This is a genomic window from Rhodococcus sp. IEGM 1381, from assembly GCF_030056795.1.
GTDB lineage: Bacteria > Actinomycetota > Actinomycetes > Mycobacteriales > Mycobacteriaceae > Rhodococcoides.
This window is the reverse complement of the sequence record NZ_JASHKQ010000009.1, coordinates 14865-35421: the sequence shown is the minus strand read 5'-3', so window position 1 is coordinate 35421 and position 20557 is coordinate 14865. Positions and strand designations below refer to the sequence as shown.

At 65.2% G+C, this 20557-nt stretch carries 16 protein-coding genes; 10 read left to right on the top strand and 6 right to left on the bottom strand.

Annotation, left to right across the window (positions count from 1 at the left end):
* Complete coding sequence (locus tag QM797_RS18475) at window positions 1–867, top strand: SCO6745 family protein (protein ID WP_283277130.1); 867 nt, start codon at window positions 1–3, stop codon at window positions 865–867.
* A gap of 6 nt (window positions 868–873) precedes the next feature.
* On the opposite strand, the gene QM797_RS18470 is transcribed toward QM797_RS18475, so the two are convergent.
* Together QM797_RS18470 and QM797_RS18465 are read right to left on the bottom strand one after the other, a co-directional pair.
* Complete coding sequence (locus QM797_RS18470) at window positions 874–1731, bottom strand: ABC transporter permease (protein ID WP_283277129.1); 858 nt, start codon at window positions 1729–1731, stop codon at window positions 874–876.
* Window positions 1728–4604 (bottom strand): alpha/beta fold hydrolase, encoded by a 2877-nt coding sequence (locus tag QM797_RS18465; RefSeq protein ID WP_283277128.1) that lies wholly within the window; start codon window positions 4602–4604, stop codon window positions 1728–1730. Before QM797_RS18465 ends, QM797_RS18470 begins: the two co-directional genes overlap by 4 nt.
* 183 nt (window positions 4605–4787) lie before the next feature.
* Between QM797_RS18465 and QM797_RS18460 the strand changes: the two genes are divergently transcribed.
* The gene (locus QM797_RS18460; protein WP_032378962.1) at window positions 4788–5240 is read left to right on the top strand and encodes a universal stress protein; all 453 of its coding nucleotides are present in this window, start codon (window positions 4788–4790) and stop codon (window positions 5238–5240) included.
* A gap of 70 nt (window positions 5241–5310) precedes the next feature.
* On the opposite strand, the gene QM797_RS18455 is transcribed toward QM797_RS18460, so the two are convergent.
* From QM797_RS18455 to QM797_RS18445, 3 genes are all read right to left on the bottom strand, one after another.
* On the bottom strand, window positions 5311–7596 hold the full coding sequence (locus QM797_RS18455; RefSeq protein ID WP_283277127.1) for a HelD family protein: 2286 nt from the start codon (window positions 7594–7596) through the stop codon (window positions 5311–5313).
* A gap of 184 nt (window positions 7597–7780) precedes the next feature.
* Window positions 7781–8971, bottom strand: a complete 1191-nt coding sequence (locus QM797_RS18450) for a DoxX family protein (protein WP_283277126.1) — start codon at window positions 8969–8971, stop codon at window positions 7781–7783.
* A 133-nt stretch (window positions 8972–9104) separates the two neighbouring features.
* Complete coding sequence (locus tag QM797_RS18445; RefSeq protein WP_283277236.1) at window positions 9105–9794, bottom strand: MBL fold metallo-hydrolase; 690 nt, start codon at window positions 9792–9794, stop codon at window positions 9105–9107.
* Window positions 9795–10054: 260 nt separating this feature from the next.
* Here QM797_RS18445 and uvrA point away from each other — a divergent pair, with 260 nt between their 5' ends.
* Entirely contained in the window at window positions 10055–12985 is a 2931-nt protein-coding gene (gene uvrA / locus QM797_RS18440) for an excinuclease ABC subunit UvrA (protein ID WP_283277125.1), read from the top strand.
* Between the two features lie 82 nt (window positions 12986–13067).
* On the opposite strand, the gene QM797_RS18435 is transcribed toward uvrA, so the two are convergent.
* On the bottom strand, window positions 13068–13454 hold the full coding sequence (locus QM797_RS18435; protein ID WP_283277124.1) for a DUF1844 domain-containing protein: 387 nt from the start codon (window positions 13452–13454) through the stop codon (window positions 13068–13070).
* 461 nt (window positions 13455–13915) lie between these two features.
* Here QM797_RS18435 and infC point away from each other — a divergent pair, with 461 nt between their 5' ends.
* The 7 genes from infC (at window position 13916) to QM797_RS18400 (ending at window position 20524) form a co-directional block, all read left to right on the top strand.
* On the top strand, window positions 13916–14575 hold the full coding sequence (infC, locus tag QM797_RS18430; protein ID WP_283277235.1) for a translation initiation factor IF-3: 660 nt from the start codon (window positions 13916–13918) through the stop codon (window positions 14573–14575).
* 117 nt (window positions 14576–14692) lie between these two features.
* Window positions 14693–14887, top strand: a complete 195-nt coding sequence (rpmI, locus tag QM797_RS18425) for a 50S ribosomal protein L35 (protein WP_008715923.1) — start codon at window positions 14693–14695, stop codon at window positions 14885–14887.
* An 86-nt stretch (window positions 14888–14973) separates the two neighbouring features.
* Complete coding sequence (rplT, locus tag QM797_RS18420; RefSeq protein ID WP_032378959.1) at window positions 14974–15363, top strand: 50S ribosomal protein L20; 390 nt, start codon at window positions 14974–14976, stop codon at window positions 15361–15363.
* Window positions 15364–15401: 38 nt separating this feature from the next.
* A complete protein-coding gene (locus QM797_RS18415; RefSeq protein WP_283277123.1) occupies window positions 15402–16208 on the top strand; it encodes a TrmH family RNA methyltransferase in 807 nt (268 codons plus the stop codon).
* 73 nt (window positions 16209–16281) lie between these two features.
* On the top strand, window positions 16282–17349 hold the full coding sequence (gene pheS / locus QM797_RS18410; protein WP_283277122.1) for a phenylalanine--tRNA ligase subunit alpha: 1068 nt from the start codon (window positions 16282–16284) through the stop codon (window positions 17347–17349).
* Between the two features lie 55 nt (window positions 17350–17404).
* On the top strand, window positions 17405–19891 hold the full coding sequence (pheT, locus tag QM797_RS18405; protein WP_283277121.1) for a phenylalanine--tRNA ligase subunit beta: 2487 nt from the start codon (window positions 17405–17407) through the stop codon (window positions 19889–19891).
* 69 nt (window positions 19892–19960) lie between these two features.
* The gene (locus tag QM797_RS18400) at window positions 19961–20524 is read left to right on the top strand and encodes a hypothetical protein (RefSeq protein WP_283277119.1); all 564 of its coding nucleotides are present in this window, start codon (window positions 19961–19963) and stop codon (window positions 20522–20524) included.
* The last annotated feature ends 33 nt before the right edge of the window (window positions 20525–20557 follow it).

The following is a 20557-nucleotide window of genomic DNA, read 5'->3' as shown; positions in this document are numbered from 1 at the left end:
ATGGACGCAACGACCGCCGGCCGCACCTCTCGCGCGCTCGAACTGATTCACTCGATGACCTATTTCCTTCCGGAGACACAGGATGCTCTGGTCGCGGCGGGGTTGCCTCCGCGGGCCTGCTATTTCGCGGGCCGGGCAGCACCCCTGGGACGGGTCGGCGCAGGTGTCGTCACCGCTACGTTTTACAACTTCAACCGTGAACTGGTGGCACCGCTCGTTCCGGCCGCCTGGGACATCGCGTCACCCGACGAGATCATGGCCATCCGGTACGAGACTCTCGACGCTGCCTTCGGCCGACTGCTCGGCCCCGAGGTTCTGACGTCCGCGGACATGGCCGAGGCTGCCGACCTGGCATCGATCGCGGCCCGGGGAATTCCCGGTGACGACGGTCGACCCCTGTACGCAGCGTATGCCGAGCTCGACTGGCCCACTGCGCCGCATCTGGTGCTGTGGCACGCCCTGACTCTGATCCGCGAATACCGCGGCGACGGTCACATTGCGGCGCTGCAGACAGCGGGCCTGAGCGGTCTCGAAGCGCTGATCACCCACACCGCCACCGGCTACGGCTTCGAGAAAGAGTTCGCGCGTAAGCGTCGCGGATGGTCTACCGAGCAGTGGGACGGGGCAGTCGCGTCTCTGGCTGACCGAGAGCTGCTTTCGTCCGACGGTGCCCTGACTCAGGACGGTAAAGATCTCCGCACGTTGGTCGAGGACATCACCAACGACCTCGCCGTTGCGCCGTGGGCCGCCCTCGGCGAGGACGGTGCAGCTCGGCTGGTCTCGCTCGCGACGCCGTGGCGTGAGTCGATCGTCGGCCAGGGCGTCATTCCCGAGGGCGTCTTCGGACCCGCGCTCCAGAAGAAGTAGGCCGCCTCAGCTGGTGATGTCCTTGGTGGCGAAACGTCGCCACGCGAGCAACCCGAACACGGCCGCGTACGTGATGGCCGAGAACGATCCCACCACCATGTCGTTCCAGTCGATGCTCGTCCCGAAGGCATCGATCCACGAATTGGCGTAGTGCCCGGGCAGATAGTTGCGAAGTGATCCCAGAGCGGTGATCTGATCGAGTATCTGCATCAGAATCGACGTCATCACGGCGCCGCCGACGGCCCCGAGCGGGGCGTCGGTGAGCACCGACAGCAGCATGGCCAGGCCGGCCACCCACAGCAGGTTGATGCCGATATAGGCGACTGCGATCAGTAGCCGCACCAGTGAGGTTCCGTACGACAGACCCTCACCCAATGGGGTGATGAGCGACTCCGCGCCGTACATCACGGTGCCGATCAACAGCGAAACGCCGACGAGCACGACGATCGCCACACTCGACAACGTGGCCGACACCAACGCCTTCTGCGTCAACAGTCGACTCCGAGGTACTGGGATGGCCAGGAGATACCGCAGACTCGACCACGAGGCCTCGCTTGCCACCGAGTCGCCGAAGAACAGCGCCACCACCACGATCAGCAGGAACCCTACCGACATGAACAGGGCGAAGACGGTGAAGTTCATGCCTCCGCGAGTACCGAGTTCGATCAGTCCACCGGCGTCCGTGTCGGCACTCGAGCTGCCGACGGTGAACGCGATGGCCAGGATCACCGGAAGCAGGGCAAGAAAGCCGATGGCCAGCTGAGTGCGGCGACGTCCCAGTTGCCTGCGCAATTCGGTACGGAACGGCAAGGTGCTGCCGCCGGTGTATCCGGCAGCGCGCCCGTCTGCGTGTGTGGTGCTCATGAGCGATCCTTGCTGGTGTCAGGCTCGTGAATGACAGAGCCCGGTGTATCTCGATGAACGAGGTCGAGGAACACGTCTTCGAGGCGAGTCGATTGCGAGAATCCGCGCACCGAGACCCCCGCGGTGACGAGCTCCCGGATCACGACGGCGGAATCCGCGTCGGTCAGGTCGACGGTCACCGTGCCGTCGTCGACGATCACTGCACCGTCGTGACCTGAGGCGTCCAGCACCGACCGCGCGCGGGTGGCGTCGTCGACCCGGATCTCCGTTTGCCCGCCCGCTGCGGTCAGTTCGCGGACGGTGCCCGAGCTGATCACCGAACCGCGGTTCATCACGACCACATGGGTACAGGTCTGTTCGACCTCGGCGAGTAAGTGACTCGACACCAGCACCGTCCGCCCGGTCTTCGCGTAGTTGATCAGCACGTCGCGCATTGTCCTGATCTGCGGTGGGTCGAGTCCGTTGGTCGGTTCGTCCAGAACCATCAGGTCCGGCAGCCCCAGCATTGCTTGGGCGATGGCCAGCCGCTGCCTCATGCCCTGGCTGTACGACTTGACCTTGCGTTCGATGGCGGTGCCGAGATCGGCGATCTCCAGCGCCTCTTCCAGGTGGGCGTCCTCGATCGGCCGCCCGGTCGCCTCCCAGTACAACCGTAGGTTCTGAGTTCCGGTCAGGTGGGGAAGAAATCCTGATCCCTCGACGAACGAGCCGAGTCTGGACAGCACCGGCGCGCCCGGCGTCACCTTGTGGCCGAAGACGCGGATATCACCGCCGGTGGGGGTGATCAGGCCCATCAGCATCCGCAGGGTGGTGGTCTTTCCTGCACCGTTGGGCCCGAGGAGACCCAGGACCTGGCCCTGCTTCACCTCGAAGCTGACGCCGTCGACCGCGCGGAAGCTGTTGGAGTACGTCTTGGCCAGATCGGTGATCACCAGGGGAGTGTCGATCAGACTCTCGTCCACTTCGGCGACCGCGCGGCGTCTGGTCCGCACGGCTCCGGCCACGATCGCACCAGCAACCGCGAGAAGGACGACCCCGATGCCGATCAGCGGTGCCACCGGAACGGTGCTGTTGGCGCTCTCCTCTGCGGGGACGGTGGGCAACGCAATGGTGTTGTCGGTCATGGCCACGCTGAACTGGGCCGGTTCGAGCGGAACGGCGTAGGCCTGATCCGTGGTGGAGATGCTCAGTTCGAGGCGATGACCCTGCTGGACGGCGTAGCTGATGCCAGGCAGCGCAACGGTGACATCGACGGGATCGATGCCCTCGGTATCGGGGAGACGGATCGCCGAGACCGCGCCGCCGGGAAGCGTTCTCGTGCCGTTCGGTGCGACGTCGTAGAGCTTTGCGAACAGAACGGCTTGACCTGGTGAGGCCAGTGACGCCACTCGTAGGTTCACTCGAGGTGCACCGGTGATCGTTACGGACGAATCGACGGGATCGCTGGTGAACGTTGCCGACTGGCCCGGCAGGTCCGCGGTCAGGGCTGCTCCGGCCCCGGTCGATCCGAGAGTCGAGAGCACGGAGCCCAAACCGGGTACCGACGAGATCGCCGACGGCGACGCTCCGGGCGGACGAATGATCGACTGGTTCTCAGCCCTGGGAGTGAACGTAACGGATTCGGTCTGCGTGGCGTCGGAATCGGCCGCCAGGCCCGGGTAGTCGGGAGCTGTCATCCGGCGGTTGCGGTCGCCGCCGCGCTCGTCGGCTGCCCGCTGAGTGGAGTAGACGAACGGCTGGCTACCGGTGGCAGCCTCGCGGTCACGCAACGTCCTGTCGAAGAAGTCGGCGATGGCCCGATCGCTCGTGCCGTCCGTTCCGCCTGCGTCGTGGCCGCCGTCGAACCATCGCACCGTGACGTTCCCACCGGCCGCCGCGATCTGACGCGCCGTCGCGTCGGCCTGATCCAGGCCGAACAGTGTGTCCTGGGTGCCCTGCACCAGCAGGGTCGGTGCGGTGATGTTCGACGCCACCGCGACGGGAGAGTGTGCGGTCAGCAGATCGAGGAGCTGTTGGCTGGGGATCCCTGTCACCGCGGATTGGGCATAGGCGTCGCAGAACTCGGGTGAGAACCTGCCGCATGCAGACGCGCCGTCACCAGTCCCCGATGTTTCCGTGCTTGCATCACCGCCGTCACCGCCGTCGCCGGGCGGTGTGCTCGCTGCGCCCGCTCCGAAGAACACACCGGCCCAGCCACGCTTGAGCACGCCGGGTCCGCCGTACTCCGCAGCCGCGGGAGTGACCTTGTCGCCGAGGGCTTCTCGGCCCTCGGTCGAGGTGACGCCGTAGTTGGGGAACAGGGCCTGACCCAGGTCGTTCCAGGTGATCGCGGCGGCGATGGAATCGATGCGGGGATCGGTGCCGCCCGCACTCAGCGCCAGCGCGCCGCCGTACGATCCACCGGCAACTCCTACGTGCGGGTCGCCGGGAGCGTCGAGTTCCACCTCCGGTTGTTCGGCCAGCCAGTCGATGAGTCCGCGAGCGTCAGCGACTTCGCGATCGGGGTCGTTGATCGAGATCGAACCCGTGCTGTCGCCGAACCCGCGTGCGCTGTAGGCGAGCACGGTGTACCCGCGAGCCGCGAGGTCACGTGCCTCACCGTCGACCGAGTCCTTGCTGCCGCCGAAGCCGTGGGCGAGGAGCACCGTCGGCGCTGGTGTGACAGCCGGGGCGTAGAGCCGCGCGTCGATGTCGACGGTGCCCGTCGACTCGGGGCTCTCCGGTAGCGTGATGCGCGCATCACGAGTGGATGTGTCGGCGCTCGAATCCTGGGGGAGGACTACGAATGCGAGAGCGGCTACCGCCAGAACTGCAATCACTGCGGCTCCGACGGTCATGGCCCGTCTCGGCAGTGGCGGGCGGGGAATCGGCATGCAAACCAATGTATGTGAGTGGCGCGGATCGTGTTGTTCCCCAAGTTCACGTGCCGATCGGCCGGTTGCGGCTAATGTCAGCGAATCAGTCCCCGGACCACCGTCTTTCGGTCCTGTGACTTGCACCAATCGAGTTCGACCAGAAGTGTCACATCTGTGTGTGACCGACCAATGGAGGAATGAATGAGCGCCTACCGCACCGTCGTCGTCGGGACCGATGGCTCCGAATCGTCACTGCGGGCAGTGGAGAAGGCCGCGGCTCTGGCGGGAGACGCCGATGCCACCCTGGTGATCGCCTGCGCGTACTACCCGGCCGATCCGAAGGACACGTCCGCTGCCGCCGACGCATTGCGTGAGGACGCCTACCAGATCACCGGATCGGCACCGACGCGTGAAATTCTGCGCACTGCGCGCGAGCACGCCACCAAGGCCGGTGCGAAGAACATCGAGGAGAAGGCGATCGTCGGTGCCCCCGTCGAGTCGCTGCTGGCACTCGTGGACGAGGTGAAGGGCGATCTGCTCGTCGTCGGCAACCGCGGACTGAACTCGTTGACCGGCCGCCTGTTGGGTTCGGTTCCGTCCGACGCCGCTCGCAAGTCCACCTGCGATGTCCTGATCGTGCACACCGTCCGCTGATTCATCCTGAACACGCCTTACGGCCCGCTCCATCGAATCGACGGAGCGGGCCGTTGGTGTGTGCAGGTCTCTAGGCTTCCGGCTCGAACGGCTGCAGCGCCGAGAGTTCCTTCGGTAGTGCGTCGACGTGCACCACGCCGAGTCGCTGGGTGGCTCGGGTCAGCGCCACGTAGAGGTCGTTCATCCCCTTGGGCGACTCGGCCACGATGGCACTCGGCTCGACGATGAGAACCGAGTCGAATTCGAGACCTTTCGCGTCCCTGACCGATGACACGGTCACCACGTCCGACGCCAGATGTCGGAAGTCGGGGACGCGACCGGCTGGGACGAGCACTGCGCTCAGTCCGGGACGTGGGTGCTCGGCGACCCGCTTCTCCACTGCGGTGAACAGGTCTGCCTCCAGCACTTGTTGCGCCCACGGTGTGACGCCGGTGCTGCGGATGGAACGGGGCTCGGATTGGTCTGGATCGATCGCGGCCAGCACGTCGTGCGCCACCACCATGATCTCCGACGGCGTCCGGTAGTTGACCGTGAGTTCGGTCCGCTTCCAGCGCTGTGCCACATACGGTTCGAGAACCGAACTCCAGGAAGACGTTCCGGCGGGATCGCCGGTCTGCGCAGTGTCGCCCACCAGCGTCATCCACCGATTCGGTATGCGTCGCATCACCATTCGCCACGCCATGGTCGACAGTTCCTGAGCTTCGTCGACGATCACGTGCCCGTAGGTCCAGGTCCGGTCGCCGGCTGCCCGTTCGGCGGTGGTGAGGCGTTGACCCGAATTCTGACGCCGCGCAAGCTGATCGGCGTCGATCAAGTCGTAGGCCATCAGGATCTCCGGGTCGAGTTCGTCTTCGAGGTCCTGTGGTGCCGAACCGGTCAGGATGTCCAGCGCGCCCTGGGCGTCGGCGATCTGGCCGCGCCATTGACGTTGTGCCTGCTCGCGTTCGGCCGCATCGTCCACGCCGAGCAACTCGGCCAGCTCGTCCAGCAGGGGAGCGTCGGCAGCGGAGAAACCCCGGCCCCGACGGGTCAGCGATTCGCGCTCTTCCGCGTCCAGTTCCGGTGCGGCCGAGGCGATCTTCTCGGGCGACGCAAACAGGTCGTGGAGAACCTGTTGGGGAGACAGGTCCGGCCACAACTCGTCGACAGCGGCCATGACGTCCTGGTCTTCGCGCATCTCGTCGCGCATGTCCGCTATGTCGTCGGCGCTGAGCAGGCTGGATCCGTCGACCAGATTCTGGCCCAGCTTCGCTGCCAGTTGGTTGGCCAGTTGATCGATCACCGAGGACACGAACAGGGGCCGAGCCAGGTTGTGTGGTCGCCGCGACGAGCGAGCGCGTCCGCGAGCTCGGGTGACGATCTTGCGGTCGAGCGTGATGTCGTAGGTGTCGAACTTCAGCCGCCTCGGCTGCGCGGGAACTTCCTGCCGGTCGCGTACTGCTCGGTTCAGCACGTCGACCATCGACAGTCTGCCCTTGACCTCGGTGGCCAGGGCCGAATCCTCTCGTTGCGCACGGACTCCCGGGTAGAGGTCACCGATCGTGGACAACAGCACGCCGGTCTCGCCGAGCGAGGGCAGCACCTGTCCGATGTAGTCGAGGAACGTCGCGTTGGGTCCGATGATGAGTACGCCGCTCTTACCCAGCTGCTGGCGGTAGGTGTAGAGCAGATAGGCGGCGCGGTGCAGCGCGACGGCCGTCTTGCCGGTGCCCGGTCCGCCTTGAACGACCAGCACACTGCGATGCTGCGACCGGATGATCGCGTCCTGTTCGCTCTGGATCGTTTCCACGATGTCGTTCATCTGGCCGGTGCGGGCAGCATCCAGTGCCGAGAGCAGCGCACCTTCGCTTGCGACGCCGCCTGCTACGGCAGCATCGCTCGACGATCGAGCAGAGTTCAGATCGAGGAATTCGTCGGCGATCGAAGTCACGCGGCGGCCGCGGGTACGAATGTGCCTGCGCCGCAACACGTTTTCCGGTGCAGCCGGTGTCGCCAGGTAGAACGGCCGGGCCATCGGTGCTCGCCAGTCCAACAGCAGCGTCTCGTAGTCGTTCTTGTCGTCGAGAATTCCGACGCGGCCTATGTAGCGTTCGGGACGATCATCGACCTTGGGGTCGAGAGAATGCGGATCGAGGTCGATACGTCCGAAGCACAGTCCGTTCTCTGCGGCGTCGTACTTGGCGATGTCCTCGGTGTACATCTGGTTGAACGATTCGCGTTCGCTTCGGGCCTGCGGTGTTCCGCCGGTCTCCAACAGCACGGCCCGCAATCGGTTCGCCGCGTATTCGCGCAGCGCGTCCAGCTGCGTGTACAGCCTCGTCAGATGCGCTTGCTCGAAGTCTTCTTCGATCGGCATGTCGGAGCCGCTCGATGTGTGGCCGTCGTCCGGCAAAGGGTCTCCTCGGGAGTTCGGCCGAGGCGAAGATATCGCCTCGAAATCAGCCAGAGCAGTCTACGCCGCACAACGGCCCCGCCGCAGAACCTCGAGTTCCGGGGCAGGGCCGCTGTGCACGAACGTGCGCTCGTTCTATCGGCGAGGACTACTTGGCGTACTGCTGAATCTTCTTGTCCAGGTTCTTCTGAGCCTTGGCGACTCGCTTTTCGAGCTTGGCGCGGGCCTGCTCGGTGACCTTTTCGAGCTCCTTGCTTTGCTTCTCGGCGCGCTTGCGAGCGCGCTTGCCGAGTGTCTCCACCCGATCGGACGCCAGATCGGCCCAGGTGACTCCGCGCTTCTGAGCCTCGTCGGCGAGGACGGAGCCCTTTTCGGCGGCCAGTTCGGCGAGCTTGGATGCCCGCTTCTGCGCCACGTCGGCCAGTTCGACGCGACGATCGGCGGCAACGTCGACGAGCTTCGATCCGCGCTTCTGTGCGAGTTCGGCCAGGTCGGTTCCGCGGTGCGCTGCCTTGTCAGCGAGCTTGGAACCGCGCTTCTGTGCCTCGTCGGCCAAGTCGCTTCCGCGGTCGGCGGCGAGTCCGGCCAGCTTGGATCCGCGCTTCTGCGCTTCCTCGGCGAGCACGGAACCCTTGTCGGCGGCCACGTGAGCCCAGCGGCTCAGTGCCGGCTGAGCGACCTCGGCCAGCTCCGAGCCCTTGTCGGTAGCGATGTCGGCGAGCTTGGCCAACTTGGGCTGGGCGGCGTCGGCGAACTTGGCCAGCTTCGGCTGGGCAGCCTCGGCGAGATCGGCGCTGCGGCTCGCGGCGACGGCTGCGATTTCCTTGACGCGCTCACCGGTCTCGTGGGTGGAGTGCCCGGGGAGTGCCGAGACGACGGTCTCCTGCGCGCGGCGTGCTGCCCGCTTGCTACGCCATGCGACGGACGGCTTGCCCTCGGTGTCGACGGCTGCGATGAGCAGTCCGCCGAGCAGACTCAGGTTCTTGAAGAAGTGGATACGCTGCGCAGCCTTTGCCTCCGGGTCGGTCTCGTTCCAGAAGGCGTGACCGGCCAGCGTCGTCGGAACGAGGCTGCCGGCCAATGCGATCGATGCGATACGCGGTGCCTTGCCGGTCGCCAACAGAATGCCGCCCGCAACCTGAATGCCGCCGTTGATACGAACCAGCGTCTCCGGGTCCTCGGGCACATTCGCGGTGACCTCGTTCGGCAGCGCGTCCTTGCCCTGCTCGATCAGCGGAGCGGCGACCTTTGCCTTGCCACTGGGGTTACGGAGTGCGTCGACGCCCCCGGCGATGAAGATCGTTGACATCAACGGACGGGCGATACGGCGGACCAGCATTGACAGCCTCCTGCGTAGTTTCTCGTGTCATCGGCGTTAGGACATCGCACAGCGGTCGGGAAAACCTACCGCGGTGCGTCCTTTTGTCACACTATTCATACCCCGTGTTCGGCGGTCTCAAGCGCGCCGATCGTCACCAGCCCCGTTCGCGCCATTCGGCCAGGTGAGGGCGCTCGGCACCGAGTGTGGTGTCCTTTCCGTGGCCCGGGTAGACCACGGTGTCGTCGCCGAATCGGTCGAACAGCTTTGCCGTCACGTCGTCGAGCAGCTGGGTGAAATCCTCGGGGCTTCCAGTTTTTCCGACGCCCCCGGGGAAGAGTGAATCTCCGGTGAAGAGATGGGTGCGGGTGCCGTCGGTGTCGGTCAGCGCGAGTGCGATGGAACCGGGGGTGTGTCCGGTCAGGTGCACCACGTCGAACGTGAGCTCGCCCACCGTCACCGTGTCCCGATCGGCCAGCAGGCGGTCCGGAGCGACCGGCAGCGGCTCGGCATCGAGAGCGTGGGCGGCCGTGGGTGAATCCGTACCACCGGCGATGTCTGCCAGCGCCTGCCAGTGGTCGGCGTGCTGATGCGTCGTCACGATGAGCGAGAGCGTCGGTGCGTTCTCGTCGATGAGCAGCGAAATGCGTTCGGCCTCGTTGGCGGCGTCGATCAGCACCGAATGACCCGTTGCGGAACAGACGACCAAGTAGGTGTTGTTGTCCATGGGGCCGACCGACATCTTCGTGATCGTCGCGCCGGGAATCGTGCGCCGCTGCGGCGGCGAACCCTGAGAGACGACGCCGGTGTAGTCGTCGTCGATGACCAAGAGGTGCTCGTCCATTTCGAGGACGCTACCGTCGGCGGCCCGACGAGGGGCGTCGGGGTCGTGCACGTGGAAAAGTGTGTCGGTGCCTGGATCTACCATTGCGACTGCGTGAGGTTCGTCCCTCACCAATACAGGTTTTCGACGTGGGGTCGTCGGTTACACGACGTGTAACCGGTGCATCGGCACCACACGTCATCACGCGACTCGAAAGTCGTGCAGTGCTGCGCCCCGCAGCAGCTCGATCGGACGTGCTCGTTCGGAAAGAAGGGAACACAGTGGCGGATCGCCTGATAGTGCGAGGTGCACGGGAGCACAATCTGCGAGGAGTCGACATCGACCTGCCTCGCGATGCGCTGATCGTATTCACAGGTCTGTCCGGCTCGGGCAAATCGTCTCTCGCCTTCGACACGATCTTCGCCGAAGGTCAGCGTCGCTACGTGGAGTCGCTGTCCGCCTACGCACGGCAGTTCCTCGGCCAGATGGACAAGCCGGACGTCGATTTCATCGAGGGGCTCTCGCCTGCGGTCTCGATCGATCAGAAGTCGACCAACCGCAACCCGCGGTCGACCGTCGGCACCATCACCGAGGTCTACGACTACCTCCGGCTGCTGTACGCCCGTGCCGGTACGGCGCACTGCCCGGTGTGTGGTGAACAGATCGCGAAGCAGACTCCGCAGCAGATCGTCGATCAGGTGCTGGACATGGAGGAGGGCCTGAAGTTTCAGGTCCTTGCTCCGGTGGTCCGTACCCGCAAGGGTGAATTCGTCGACCTGTTCGACTCGCTCAACACGCAGGGCTACTCCCGTGTGCGCGTGGACGGCGTCGTGCACCAGCTCACCAGTCCTCCCGTTCTCAAGAAGCAGGAAAAGCACGACATCGAGGTCGTCGTCGACCGCCTGACCGTCAAGTCCAGCTCGAAGCAGAGATTGACGGACTCGGTCGAAACCGCCCTCCGGCTGGCGGACGGCATCGTCGTTCTGGATTTCGTCGACCGCGACGAGAACGCTGCCGACCGCGAGCGCCGATTCTCCGAGAAGCTCGCGTGCCCCAATGGTCACCCGTTGTCCATCGACGATCTCGAACCGCGGTCCTTCTCGTTCAACTCGCCGTACGGTGCCTGCCCCGACTGCGTCGGACTCGGTGTGCGCAAGGAGGTCGACCCGGAGCTGGTCGTTCCCGACGGCGATCTCAGCCTCGCCGACGGAGCCATCGCACCGTGGTCGATGGGCCAGACATCGGAGTACTTCGGCCGCCTGCTGTCCGGGCTCGCCGACGCGATGGGGTTCGACCTGAATGCACCGTGGAACAAGTTGCCCGCCAAGGTCAAGCGAGCGGTCCTCGAAGGCAGCGACCACCAGGTGCACGTGAAGTACAAGAACCGCTACGGCCGAACGCGCTCGTACTACGCCGAGTTCGAGGGTGTGATGCCGTTCCTCCACCGTCGTCTCGAGCAGACCGAGTCCGAGCAGATGAAGGAACGCTACGACGGGTACATGCGCGACGTGCCGTGTCCCACCTGCAACGGTGCCAGGCTGCGGCCCGAGATCTTGTCGGTCACGATCGCGGCGGGCGATTTCGGTCCCAAGTCGATCGCCGAGGTGTGCGAGCTGTCGATCGCCGATACCGCGAACTTCCTGAACAGCCTCACTCTCGGTCGTCGCGAGGAGGCGATCGCAGGCCAGGTACTCAAGGAGGTACAGGCGCGCCTCGGCTTCCTGCTCGACGTCGGCCTGGAATACCTCTCGCTGGCTCGAACCGCCGGCTCCCTGTCCGGCGGCGAGGCCCAGCGCATCCGGCTCGCCACCCAGATCGGATCGGGCCTCGTCGGCGTTCTCTATGTTCTGGACGAGCCCTCGATCGGTCTGCACCAGCGAGACAACCGTCGGTTGATCGACACGCTGACCCGGCTGCGCGACCTCGGAAACACACTGATCGTCGTGGAGCACGACGAGGACACCATTCGTACCTCCGACTGGATCGTGGACATCGGGCCGTTGGCCGGTGAGCACGGCGGCCGCGTCGTGCACAGCGGCTCGTACGAGGACTTGTTGACCAACGAAGAATCGCTGACCGGCGCGTACCTTTCCGGTCGGATGGAGATTCCGCTGCCCGACACCCGTCGCGTCGTCGACAAGAAGCGTCAGGTCACAGTGGTCGGTGCCCGCGAGCACAATCTCCGCGGCGTCGACGTCAGCTTCCCGCTCGGTGTGCTTACCTCGGTCACCGGGGTTTCCGGTTCGGGCAAGTCCACACTCGTCAACGACATCCTCGCGACCGTGATGGCCAACAAGCTCAACGGTGCTCGTCAGGTTCCCGGACGGCACACCCGGATCAACGGACTCGACCAGCTCGACAAACTCGTTCGGGTCGACCAGTCGCCCATCGGCCGCACGCCACGGTCCAATGCCGCGACTTACACCGGCGTCTTCGACAAGATTCGTACGTTGTTCGCAGCCACCACCGAGGCCAAGGTGCGCGGTTACCAGCCCGGGCGGTTCTCGTTCAATGTCAAGGGCGGGCGGTGCGAGGCATGCTCCGGCGACGGCACTCTCAAGATCGAGATGAACTTCCTGCCCGACGTCTACGTTCCGTGCGAGGTCTGTGAGGGCGCGCGATACAACCGCGAGACGCTCGAGGTGCATTACAAAGGCAAGACCATCGCCGAGGTTCTGGACATGCCGATCGAGGAAGCCGCGGACTTCTTCGAGGCCATCACCTCGATCCACCGATACCTCAAGACGCTCGTCGAGGTCGGTCTCGGATACGTGCGGCTCGGGCAACCGGCCACCACGTTGTCCGGTGGTGAGGCGCAACGCGTGAAGTTGGCGGCTGAATTGCAGAAGCGGTCCACCGGACGCACGGTCTACATTCTCGACGAGCCGACCACCGGTTTGCACTTCGAGGACATCCGGAAGCTGCTCGGCGTGGTGAACGGTTTGGTGGACAAGGGCAACACGGTGATCGTTATCGAGCACAACCTGGATGTCATCAAGGTCTCCGACTGGGTGATCGACATGGGCCCCGAGGGTGGCTCCGGTGGCGGAATGGTTGTGGCGCAGGGTGATCCGGAGGCTGTAGCGGCCGTGCCGGAAAGCTACACGGGTAAGTTCCTGCAGGAAGCGCTCACTCGTGAGTCGGTTGTCTCGCAGCCGGTGAAAGCCGCCCCAAAGAAGCGCAGGCCGCGAAAGGTCGTCGCGGTCCGGTAGCGCCCGTGTACGCAGAACGCCGCATCCGGTATCGCACCGGATGCGGCGTTCGTGTTCGGGGCGTCGTCGTCGATGCTCTCGCTCAGTGCACCGGACCGGTGTACTTCTCGCCGGGGCCCTTTCCTGGCTCGTCCGGGTGGGCCGATGCTTCCCGAAATGCGCGCTGCAGTGCTTGCAGTCCATCGCGAATGGGTCCGGCATGGGGGCCGAGGTATTCCACCGACGCGGTGACCAAGCCTGCCAGTGCGGTGATGACACGTCGTGCCTCGTCGAGGTCCAGGTAGGGGCTCTCGGAGGGATCCGGCTCGGAGAGTCCCAACTTCTCGGCTGCGGAACTCATCAGCATGACCGCAGCGCGGCTGATGACCTCGACCGCGGGGACCTCGGCGAGTTCACGGACTTCGGGCTCGGTGCCGACTGCGTCGACACCCGCGGGATCGCCATCGGCGGGAGTGAGGGAGCTCGTCATACCTACGAGAATCCCACGCCGCCCGCGGCCGGGAGAATCGGGTGCCGACGAGTTCGGGGGTGATCAGGCTCGATTGTCGGTTTATCGAATCTGCTGGTAACGTGACTCTACGACCGTCTTCGGCGTGCGCTCCTCGATGGAGTTCACCGCACGGAGGCAGCAAGTGGAGCCCGACTCCCACCGGCACGTAGCCTTCAACAAGCTCGTTCCGGTCCGGTCGCACGATGGAGATCCGCACAGGTTTCCGACGTGCTTCCTCCCTGTGAGGAGACTGTACGACGACAGTTGTCGTGCGGTTCGACCGGTCGACATCGGGCCCTGCTATCGGTTCACACCGAGAGCGGGGTTTTTTTCTTTGTAGCGATTCGCGTCGCTGCGGGGAATGTCGAGGATCGACGGCAACGGGCTGTGCCAGTGGCAGGCGGTCGGGTTACACCACACCGCACTACCTAGGAGGCCCCATCAGCACTGAGACCCGCATCAACGATCGCATCCGAGTTCCCGAGGTCCGGCTTGTCGGACCGGGCGGTGAACAGGTGGGGATCGTGCGTGTTGAAGATGCACTCCGCTTGGCTCTCGAAGCCGACCTCGATCTTGTCGAAGTAGCTCCCGACGCACGTCCGCCGGTCTGCAAGATCATGGACTACGGGAAGTTCAAGTACGAGGCTGCGCAGAAGGCGCGCGAATCGCGCAAGAACCAGACGCTCACCGTCATCAAGGAGCAGAAGCTCCGCCCCAAGATCGACGCGCACGACTACGAGACCAAGAAGCGCAACGTCGTTCGCTTCCTCGAAGCCGGCTCGAAGGTCAAGGTCACCATCATGTTCCGCGGTCGTGAGCAGTCGCGACCCGAACTCGGTTTCCGTCTGCTGCAGCGCTTGGGCGCGGACGTCGCGGAGCTCGGCTTCGTGGAGACCTCGGCCAAGCAGGACGGCCGCAACATGACGATGGTGCTGGCGCCGCACAAGGGTGCCAAGACTCGCGTCAAGGCACAGGAGAGCGCAGCGGCACCGCCCGCACAACGCGCACCGGCTCCCGCGCCGGAACAGCCCGCCGAGGCAGCCCCGGCTGCCGAGGCACCGGCCGCAGCAGCTCCGGCTACTCCGGCTCAGACCAACTGAGCCTCGTGCTCTACCAGTAAGACAGCCCTACAACTGCTTCGGTGCACAGTTTTTCCGTTGCGCTGTACGGCTGTGCCATGCAACACCGAAGAGCTATTACAGAAGAAGAGGATTTTCATGCCCAAGCAGAAGACCCACAGTGGTGCCAAGAAGCGATTCAAGGTGTCCGGCAGCGGCAAGATCCTGCGCCAGAAGGCCGGCCGTCGCCACCTGCTCGAGCACAAGCCCACCAAGGTGACTCGTCGCCTCGATGGTGTCGCCGTTGTCAAGAAGGCCGACGTGCCGCGGATCAAGCGCCTGCTCGGTATCTGATCCGGCCCGCCGCCGACTGATCTCGGTCGGCTTCATCCCTTACCATTCGGGGTTTTCACACACCCCCAGATCGACAGGATTCACCAGTGGCACGCGTAAAAAGGGCCGTCAACGCCCAGAAGAAGCGCCGTTCGATTCTCGAAGCGTCCAAGGGCTACCGCGGACAGCGCTCACGTCTGTACACCAAGGCCAAGGAGCAGCAGCTCCACTCGCTCACCTACGCGTACCGGGACCGCCGCGCGCGTAAGGGTGATTTCCGCAAGCTGTGGATCACGCGTATCAACGCTGCAGCACGGGCCAACGACATCACGTACAACCGCTTCGTCCAGGGCCTGAAGGCCGCGGGCGTCGAGGTCGATCGCAAGATCCTCGCCGAGCTCGCTGTGTCGGATGCCGCGGCTTTCGCAAGCCTGGTCGCCATCGCCAAGGCCGCACTGCCTGCCGATGTCAACGCTCCTGCCGGAGAAGCAGCCTGAGCGAGTCGCCGTACGACGATTCAACTCCGAAACGACCCGTGGATTCGCTGACCGAGCGAACACCACGGGTCGTTTCGGCGGTCAAGCTCGTGCGTGCCGCCGAGCGCAAGAAGACCGGGCAGTTCCTCGCCGAGGGTTTCAATGCGGTCTCCGAGGCCGCAAAGTCCGGGCTGGTCCGCGAGTTGTTCTTCACCTCGGATGCCCTCGAGCGTCACCACGCCTTGATTTCGTCCATCGAGGCCGGCGGCGCACGAGTCTTTCCGATCACCGATCGAGCCGCGAAGGCGCTGTCCGACACCGTCACCCCGCAGGGGCTCGTCGCGGTCACCGGACTGGTCGACGTCTCGCTCGGTCGTGCGTTGGCCGACAGTCCCAGTCTGGTAGCGGTGCCGGTCGAGGTCGCCGAGCCGGGCAATGCGGGGACGGTCATCCGCGTCGCAGACGCCGCCGGTGCGGATTCGGTTGTCTTGCTGGGTGATTCGGTGGATCCCCACAACGGCAAATGCGTCCGCGCGTCAGCGGGCAGTGTGTTCCATCTCCCGATTGCTAGGGAACGTTCGATCGAATCCGGGATCGAGGCGCTACGCAGCGCGGGTCTGTCGATCGTGGCGACGGCCGCCGACGGGGAGGTCGACCTGGACGATGCCGACCGTCTACTCCAGCAGCCGACCGCGTGGTTGTTCGGCAACGAGGCACACGGGCTGTCCGAGTCGGTGGCCCGCGACGCCGATCACCGAATCCGGATCCCGATCCACGGTCGCGCCGAGAGCCTCAATTTGGCAACGGCCGCAGCGATCTGCCTGTATGCGAGCGCCCGCGCCCAGCGACGCTCCGGAACCTCGTGAGCGCCTCTCGCCTAGGATCGATACCTGTCTGCCTCGCGCAGACACCGACTATTACTCGAGGAGTGCAGCTGTCGTGGCGAAGAAAGATGTCGGACCCGAGCCGGTAGATCCGAGCGTGCTCGAGGAGTCTGCGCTCGGATCCGCAGTGGACTCGGCGGAGCAGGCGTTCGCCGACGCAACGAATCTCGACGCCTTGACCAAGGTCAAGATCGACCACGTGGGCGGCAAGGCTCCGTTGGCGCTGGCGCAGCGCGCGCTCGGAGCGATACCTGGTGAGCAGAAGGCCGACGCGGGCAAACGCGTCAAGGCAGCGCGCGACCGGGTGCAGAAGGCCTTCGACGAGCGACGTGCCCTTCTGTCGGCCGAGCGGGACGCGGCAATCCTGATGGCTGAAACCATCGACGTGACGCTGCCCACCGGCCGGGCTCCGGTCGGTGCTCGGCACCCCATCACGATTATCGCCGAACAAGTTGCGGACGTGTTCGTCGGAATGGGCTGGGAGGTCGAAGAAGGCCCCGAGGTCGAGACCGAACACTTCAATTTCGACGCGCTCAACTTCCTGCCCGACCATCCGGCGCGCACGATGCAGGACACGTTCCACATCGCGCCCGAGGGATCGCGGCAGGTGTTGCGCACTCATACTTCGCCGGTGCAGGTGCGGTCGATGCTCTCGCGTGAACTTCCGATCTACGTGGTCTGCCCGGGGCGGACATTCCGTACGGACGAACTCGACACGACGCACACCCCGGTCTTCCATCAGGTCGAGGGTCTCGCCATCGACAAGGGTCTGACCATGGCGCACTTGCGCGGAACACTGGATGCGTTCGCCAAAGCGTTGTTCGGCAACGACACCCGTACTCGGATGCGACCCAACTACTTCCCCTTCACCGAGCCCTCGGCCGAGGTCGATGTGTGGTTCCCGAAGAAGAAGGGCGGGGCTGGTTGGGTCGAGTGGGGTGGCTGCGGGATGGTCAACCCGAAGGTGCTGCAAGCCAGCGGCATCGACCCCGAGGTGTACACCGGATTCGCATTCGGAATGGGCCTGGAACGCACGCTTCAGTTCCGCAACGACATCCCGGACATGCGCGACATCGTCGAAGGCGACATCAGATTCACGCTGCCCTTCGGCGTTCGGGCCTGACGCCGCTTCACACCCGCCCCACTTCTTCTCGGATACAAGAAAGAGCTGAGCACACGTGCGAGTCCCACAATCCTGGCTGACCGAGGTCCTGCACGCGGGGACTCCCGACTGGGCCGTGTCGCCCGAGGAGCTCGACGCCGGTTTCGTGCGGGTCGGTTTCGAGGTCGAAGAACTCGAATCGCTGGACAACGTGACCGGACCACTGGTGGTGGGCCGAGTGAGCTCGATCGAGGAACTGACCGAGTTCAAGAAGCCGATTCGATTCTGTCTGGTGGACGTCGGGGCCGACGAGCCACAGGAAATCGTCTGTGGTGCACGAAATTTTGCCGAAGGCGACCTGATCGTCGCCGCTCTGCCGGGCAGCGTTCTGCCCGGCGGATTCGCCATCGCATCGCGCACGACGTACGGCCGCAATTCGAACGGAATGATCTGCTCGACGCTCGAGCTCGGACTCGGCCGAGACCACTCCGGAATTCTGGTGCTGCCTGCGGTCACGGCCGCACCGGGTGACGACGCCAAAGAGGTTCTGGGGCTGAAGGACTCGGTCATCGAGCTGAACGTGACCCCGGATCGCGGTTACGCCTTCTCGGTCCGCGGCCTCGCCCGTGAGCTGGCGTGTAGCTTCGACTTGCCCTACGTGGACCCGGCACGAACGATGTCCACCGAGGTCACCGGTGAGGCATGGTCGGTTACCGTCGAATCGAACTCGGGCGCATCACGATTCGCGTTGCGCAAGATCGTCGGCACCGATCCCACGGCGACCACTCCGTGGTGGATGCAGCGTCGCCTCCTCCTGGCCGGTGTGCGCCCGATCTCGGCTGCTGTCGATGTCACCAACTATGTGCTCCACGAGCTCGGCCAGCCGCTGCACGCGTTCGATGCGGCCAAGCTGAACGGCGATCTCGCCGTCCGCCGTGCGAATGCGGGGGAGAAGCTGACGACATTGGACGGAGTCGAGCGGTCACTCGATCCTGAGGACGTCGTCATCGCCGACGGGTCGGGAGCCATCTCGTTGGCCGGCGTCATGGGCGGGGCGTCCACCGAAGTGGACGACGCGACCACCGAGGTCGTACTCGAAGCAGCGTCGTTCGATCCGCTCGCGGTGTTCCGAACCGGTCGCCGCCACAAGCTGTCCAGCGAGGCGAGCAAGCGTTTCGAGCGGACCGTGGATTCTGCTCTTCCGGTCGCCGCCCTCGATCGTGCGGCACAGTTGCTGGTCGAGATCGCCGGTGGCCGGATCGAGCCGGTGTTGACCGACATCGGTGAGGCCGCCGAGTACCCCGCAGTCACGATGGATTTCGATCTGCCCGACCGAATCGCCGGCGTGCAGTACCCCAACGGAACCGCTGCGCGACGGTTGACGCAGATCGGCTGCAGAGTCGACGTGTCCGTCGACGATGCCGGGCACGGTCAACTGACGGTGACGCCGCCGTCATGGCGACCTGACCTGGTGCAACGTGCCGACCTGGTGGAAGAGGTGCTGCGACTCGAGGGGCTCGAGAAGATCCCGTCGGTCCTGCCGTCGGCCCCCGGAGGTCGCGGCCTCACCGCCGAGCAGAAGCGTAGACGAGCGGTCGGCAAGGCGCTCGCGTTCTCCGGGTACGTCGAGGTACTGCCTCCGGTGTTCCTGCCCAAGGGCGTCTTCGATACCTGGGGTCTGGACAAGGACGATCCACGGCGAGCCACCACGTCGGTCCTCAATCCGCTCGAGGCCGATCGCCCCGAGCTCGCGACCACCGTGCTGCCTGGACTGCTCGAGATGCTGAGCCGAAACATCGCCCGCGGTCAGCGTGACGTGTCGCTGTTCGGAATTGCCCAGGTGGTGCTTCGGCACGATGCCACTGCTGCGGTGGACGCACTGCCGGTGGATCGTCGTCCCACTGACGACCAGATCGCCATGCTTCGAGGGTCTTTGCCTGCGCAGCCGGTACATGTGGGCGTGGTGCTCACCGGTCAGCGTGAGCTGTCGGGTCCGTGGGGCCCGGGCCGCGCCGCTGAAGCAGCTGACGCCTTCGCTGCGGTACGCACAGTGACCGAGGCGGCCGGCGTTCACGTCGATCTTCGTGCCGCTCAACATCTTCCGTGGCATCCCGGTCGGTGTGCCGAGGTATTGCTCGACGGCGAGGTCGTGGGATATGCAGGCGAACTGCACCCGGCAGTGCTCGAGCGGGCCGGCTTGCCGCCGCGTACCTGTGCCGTGGAGCTGAGCCTGAGCGCTCTGCCTGTTGTCGAATCGCTCCCGGCCCCCGAGGTGTCGCCGTATCCGGCGGTGCTCCAGGACGTGGCCGTCGTGGTCGAGGCTTCCGTGCCTGCGGCGTCCGTCGAGGCGGCGCTGACGATCGGCGGCGGCGATCTACTCGAATCGATCCGGTTGTTCGACGTGTACGAGGGTGAACAAGTCGGCGAAGGTCGCAAGTCTCTGGCGTTCGCGCTGCGGTTCCGTGGAACCGACGGCACGTTGACCGAGGATCAGGCCACTGCTGCGCGTGATGCTGCGGTCGAAGCTGCAGCCAGAGCCGTCGGAGCCGAGCTGCGTAGCTGATCTGTCGGCGGCCGGACCGTCGGTTCCGTAGCGTGGAGTCACGAACGCCCACGGTGACGGGAGCAACGCATGAGTGAATCCGGAGCAGACGGCACGGCGTCCGATCTGCAGGTTGTGAACCACGTACTCGCGGCGGTGGCCGGTCGGCCGCGGCTGGCCTCGGTGGCGGCTGCCGCGTCGGCACTGGCTGCCGAGTTGGGTACCGTCGAGTCCGAACCCACTGGACCCGATCGCGGTGCGCCACCGGGAACGGTTCCCGATGTCGACGTTCCGCAGGTCACGAGGCCTCGGATCGATCAGCCGCTCGGAGATCCGCCGCCAGGGGCTCCACTGGGCGGCACGGTGCCGGGCATCATCGATGCGGAATTGGTCGACGACATGCCCGTCGGCGCAGGCGGTGGATACACGGGCGACGCTGTCGGCAGCGTGATCGGCGACTTCACCGAATCGGGAGTGCCCACCTGGGCCGGTGTGCGTGACAAGGTGGACCATCGCTCGGGGACGGCCGTCGGGGCTGAGGAGTTGGACCGGGAGTCCCGGGCCGGTCGAGATCTGGACAAGCAGTGGAACGAGCGTCAGGAAGCCGGCCGCAAGAAGCTCGACGAGATCCGTAAGTCCATGGGCGGAACCTGACACACCGGACCCGTTCATGAATGAGCTTGCATG

Excerpts from the sequence above, each read along its gene's own strand:
- QM797_RS18455 (WP_283277127.1), bottom strand. The coding sequence starts at position 7,596 with ATGCCGATCGAAGAAGACTTCGAGCAAGCGCATCTGACGAGGCTGTAC.
- QM797_RS18450 (WP_283277126.1), bottom strand. The coding sequence starts at position 8,971 with ATGCTGGTCCGCCGTATCGCCCGTCCGTTGATGTCAACGATCTTCATC.
- QM797_RS18400 (WP_283277119.1), top strand. The coding sequence starts at position 19,961 with ATGAGTGAATCCGGAGCAGACGGCACGGCGTCCGATCTGCAGGTTGTG.
- QM797_RS18445 (WP_283277236.1), bottom strand. The coding sequence starts at position 9,794 with ATGGACGAGCACCTCTTGGTCATCGACGACGACTACACCGGCGTCGTC.
- QM797_RS18435 (WP_283277124.1), bottom strand. The coding sequence starts at position 13,454 with ATGACGAGCTCCCTCACTCCCGCCGATGGCGATCCCGCGGGTGTCGAC.
- QM797_RS18460 (WP_032378962.1), top strand. The coding sequence starts at position 4,788 with ATGAGCGCCTACCGCACCGTCGTCGTCGGGACCGATGGCTCCGAATCG.
- QM797_RS18475 (WP_283277130.1), top strand. The coding sequence starts at position 1 with ATGGACGCAACGACCGCCGGCCGCACCTCTCGCGCGCTCGAACTGATT.
- rpmI (WP_008715923.1), top strand. The coding sequence starts at position 14,693 with ATGCCCAAGCAGAAGACCCACAGTGGTGCCAAGAAGCGATTCAAGGTG.
- QM797_RS18465 (WP_283277128.1), bottom strand. The coding sequence starts at position 4,604 with ATGCCGATTCCCCGCCCGCCACTGCCGAGACGGGCCATGACCGTCGGA.
- QM797_RS18470 (WP_283277129.1), bottom strand. The coding sequence starts at position 1,731 with ATGAGCACCACACACGCAGACGGGCGCGCTGCCGGATACACCGGCGGC.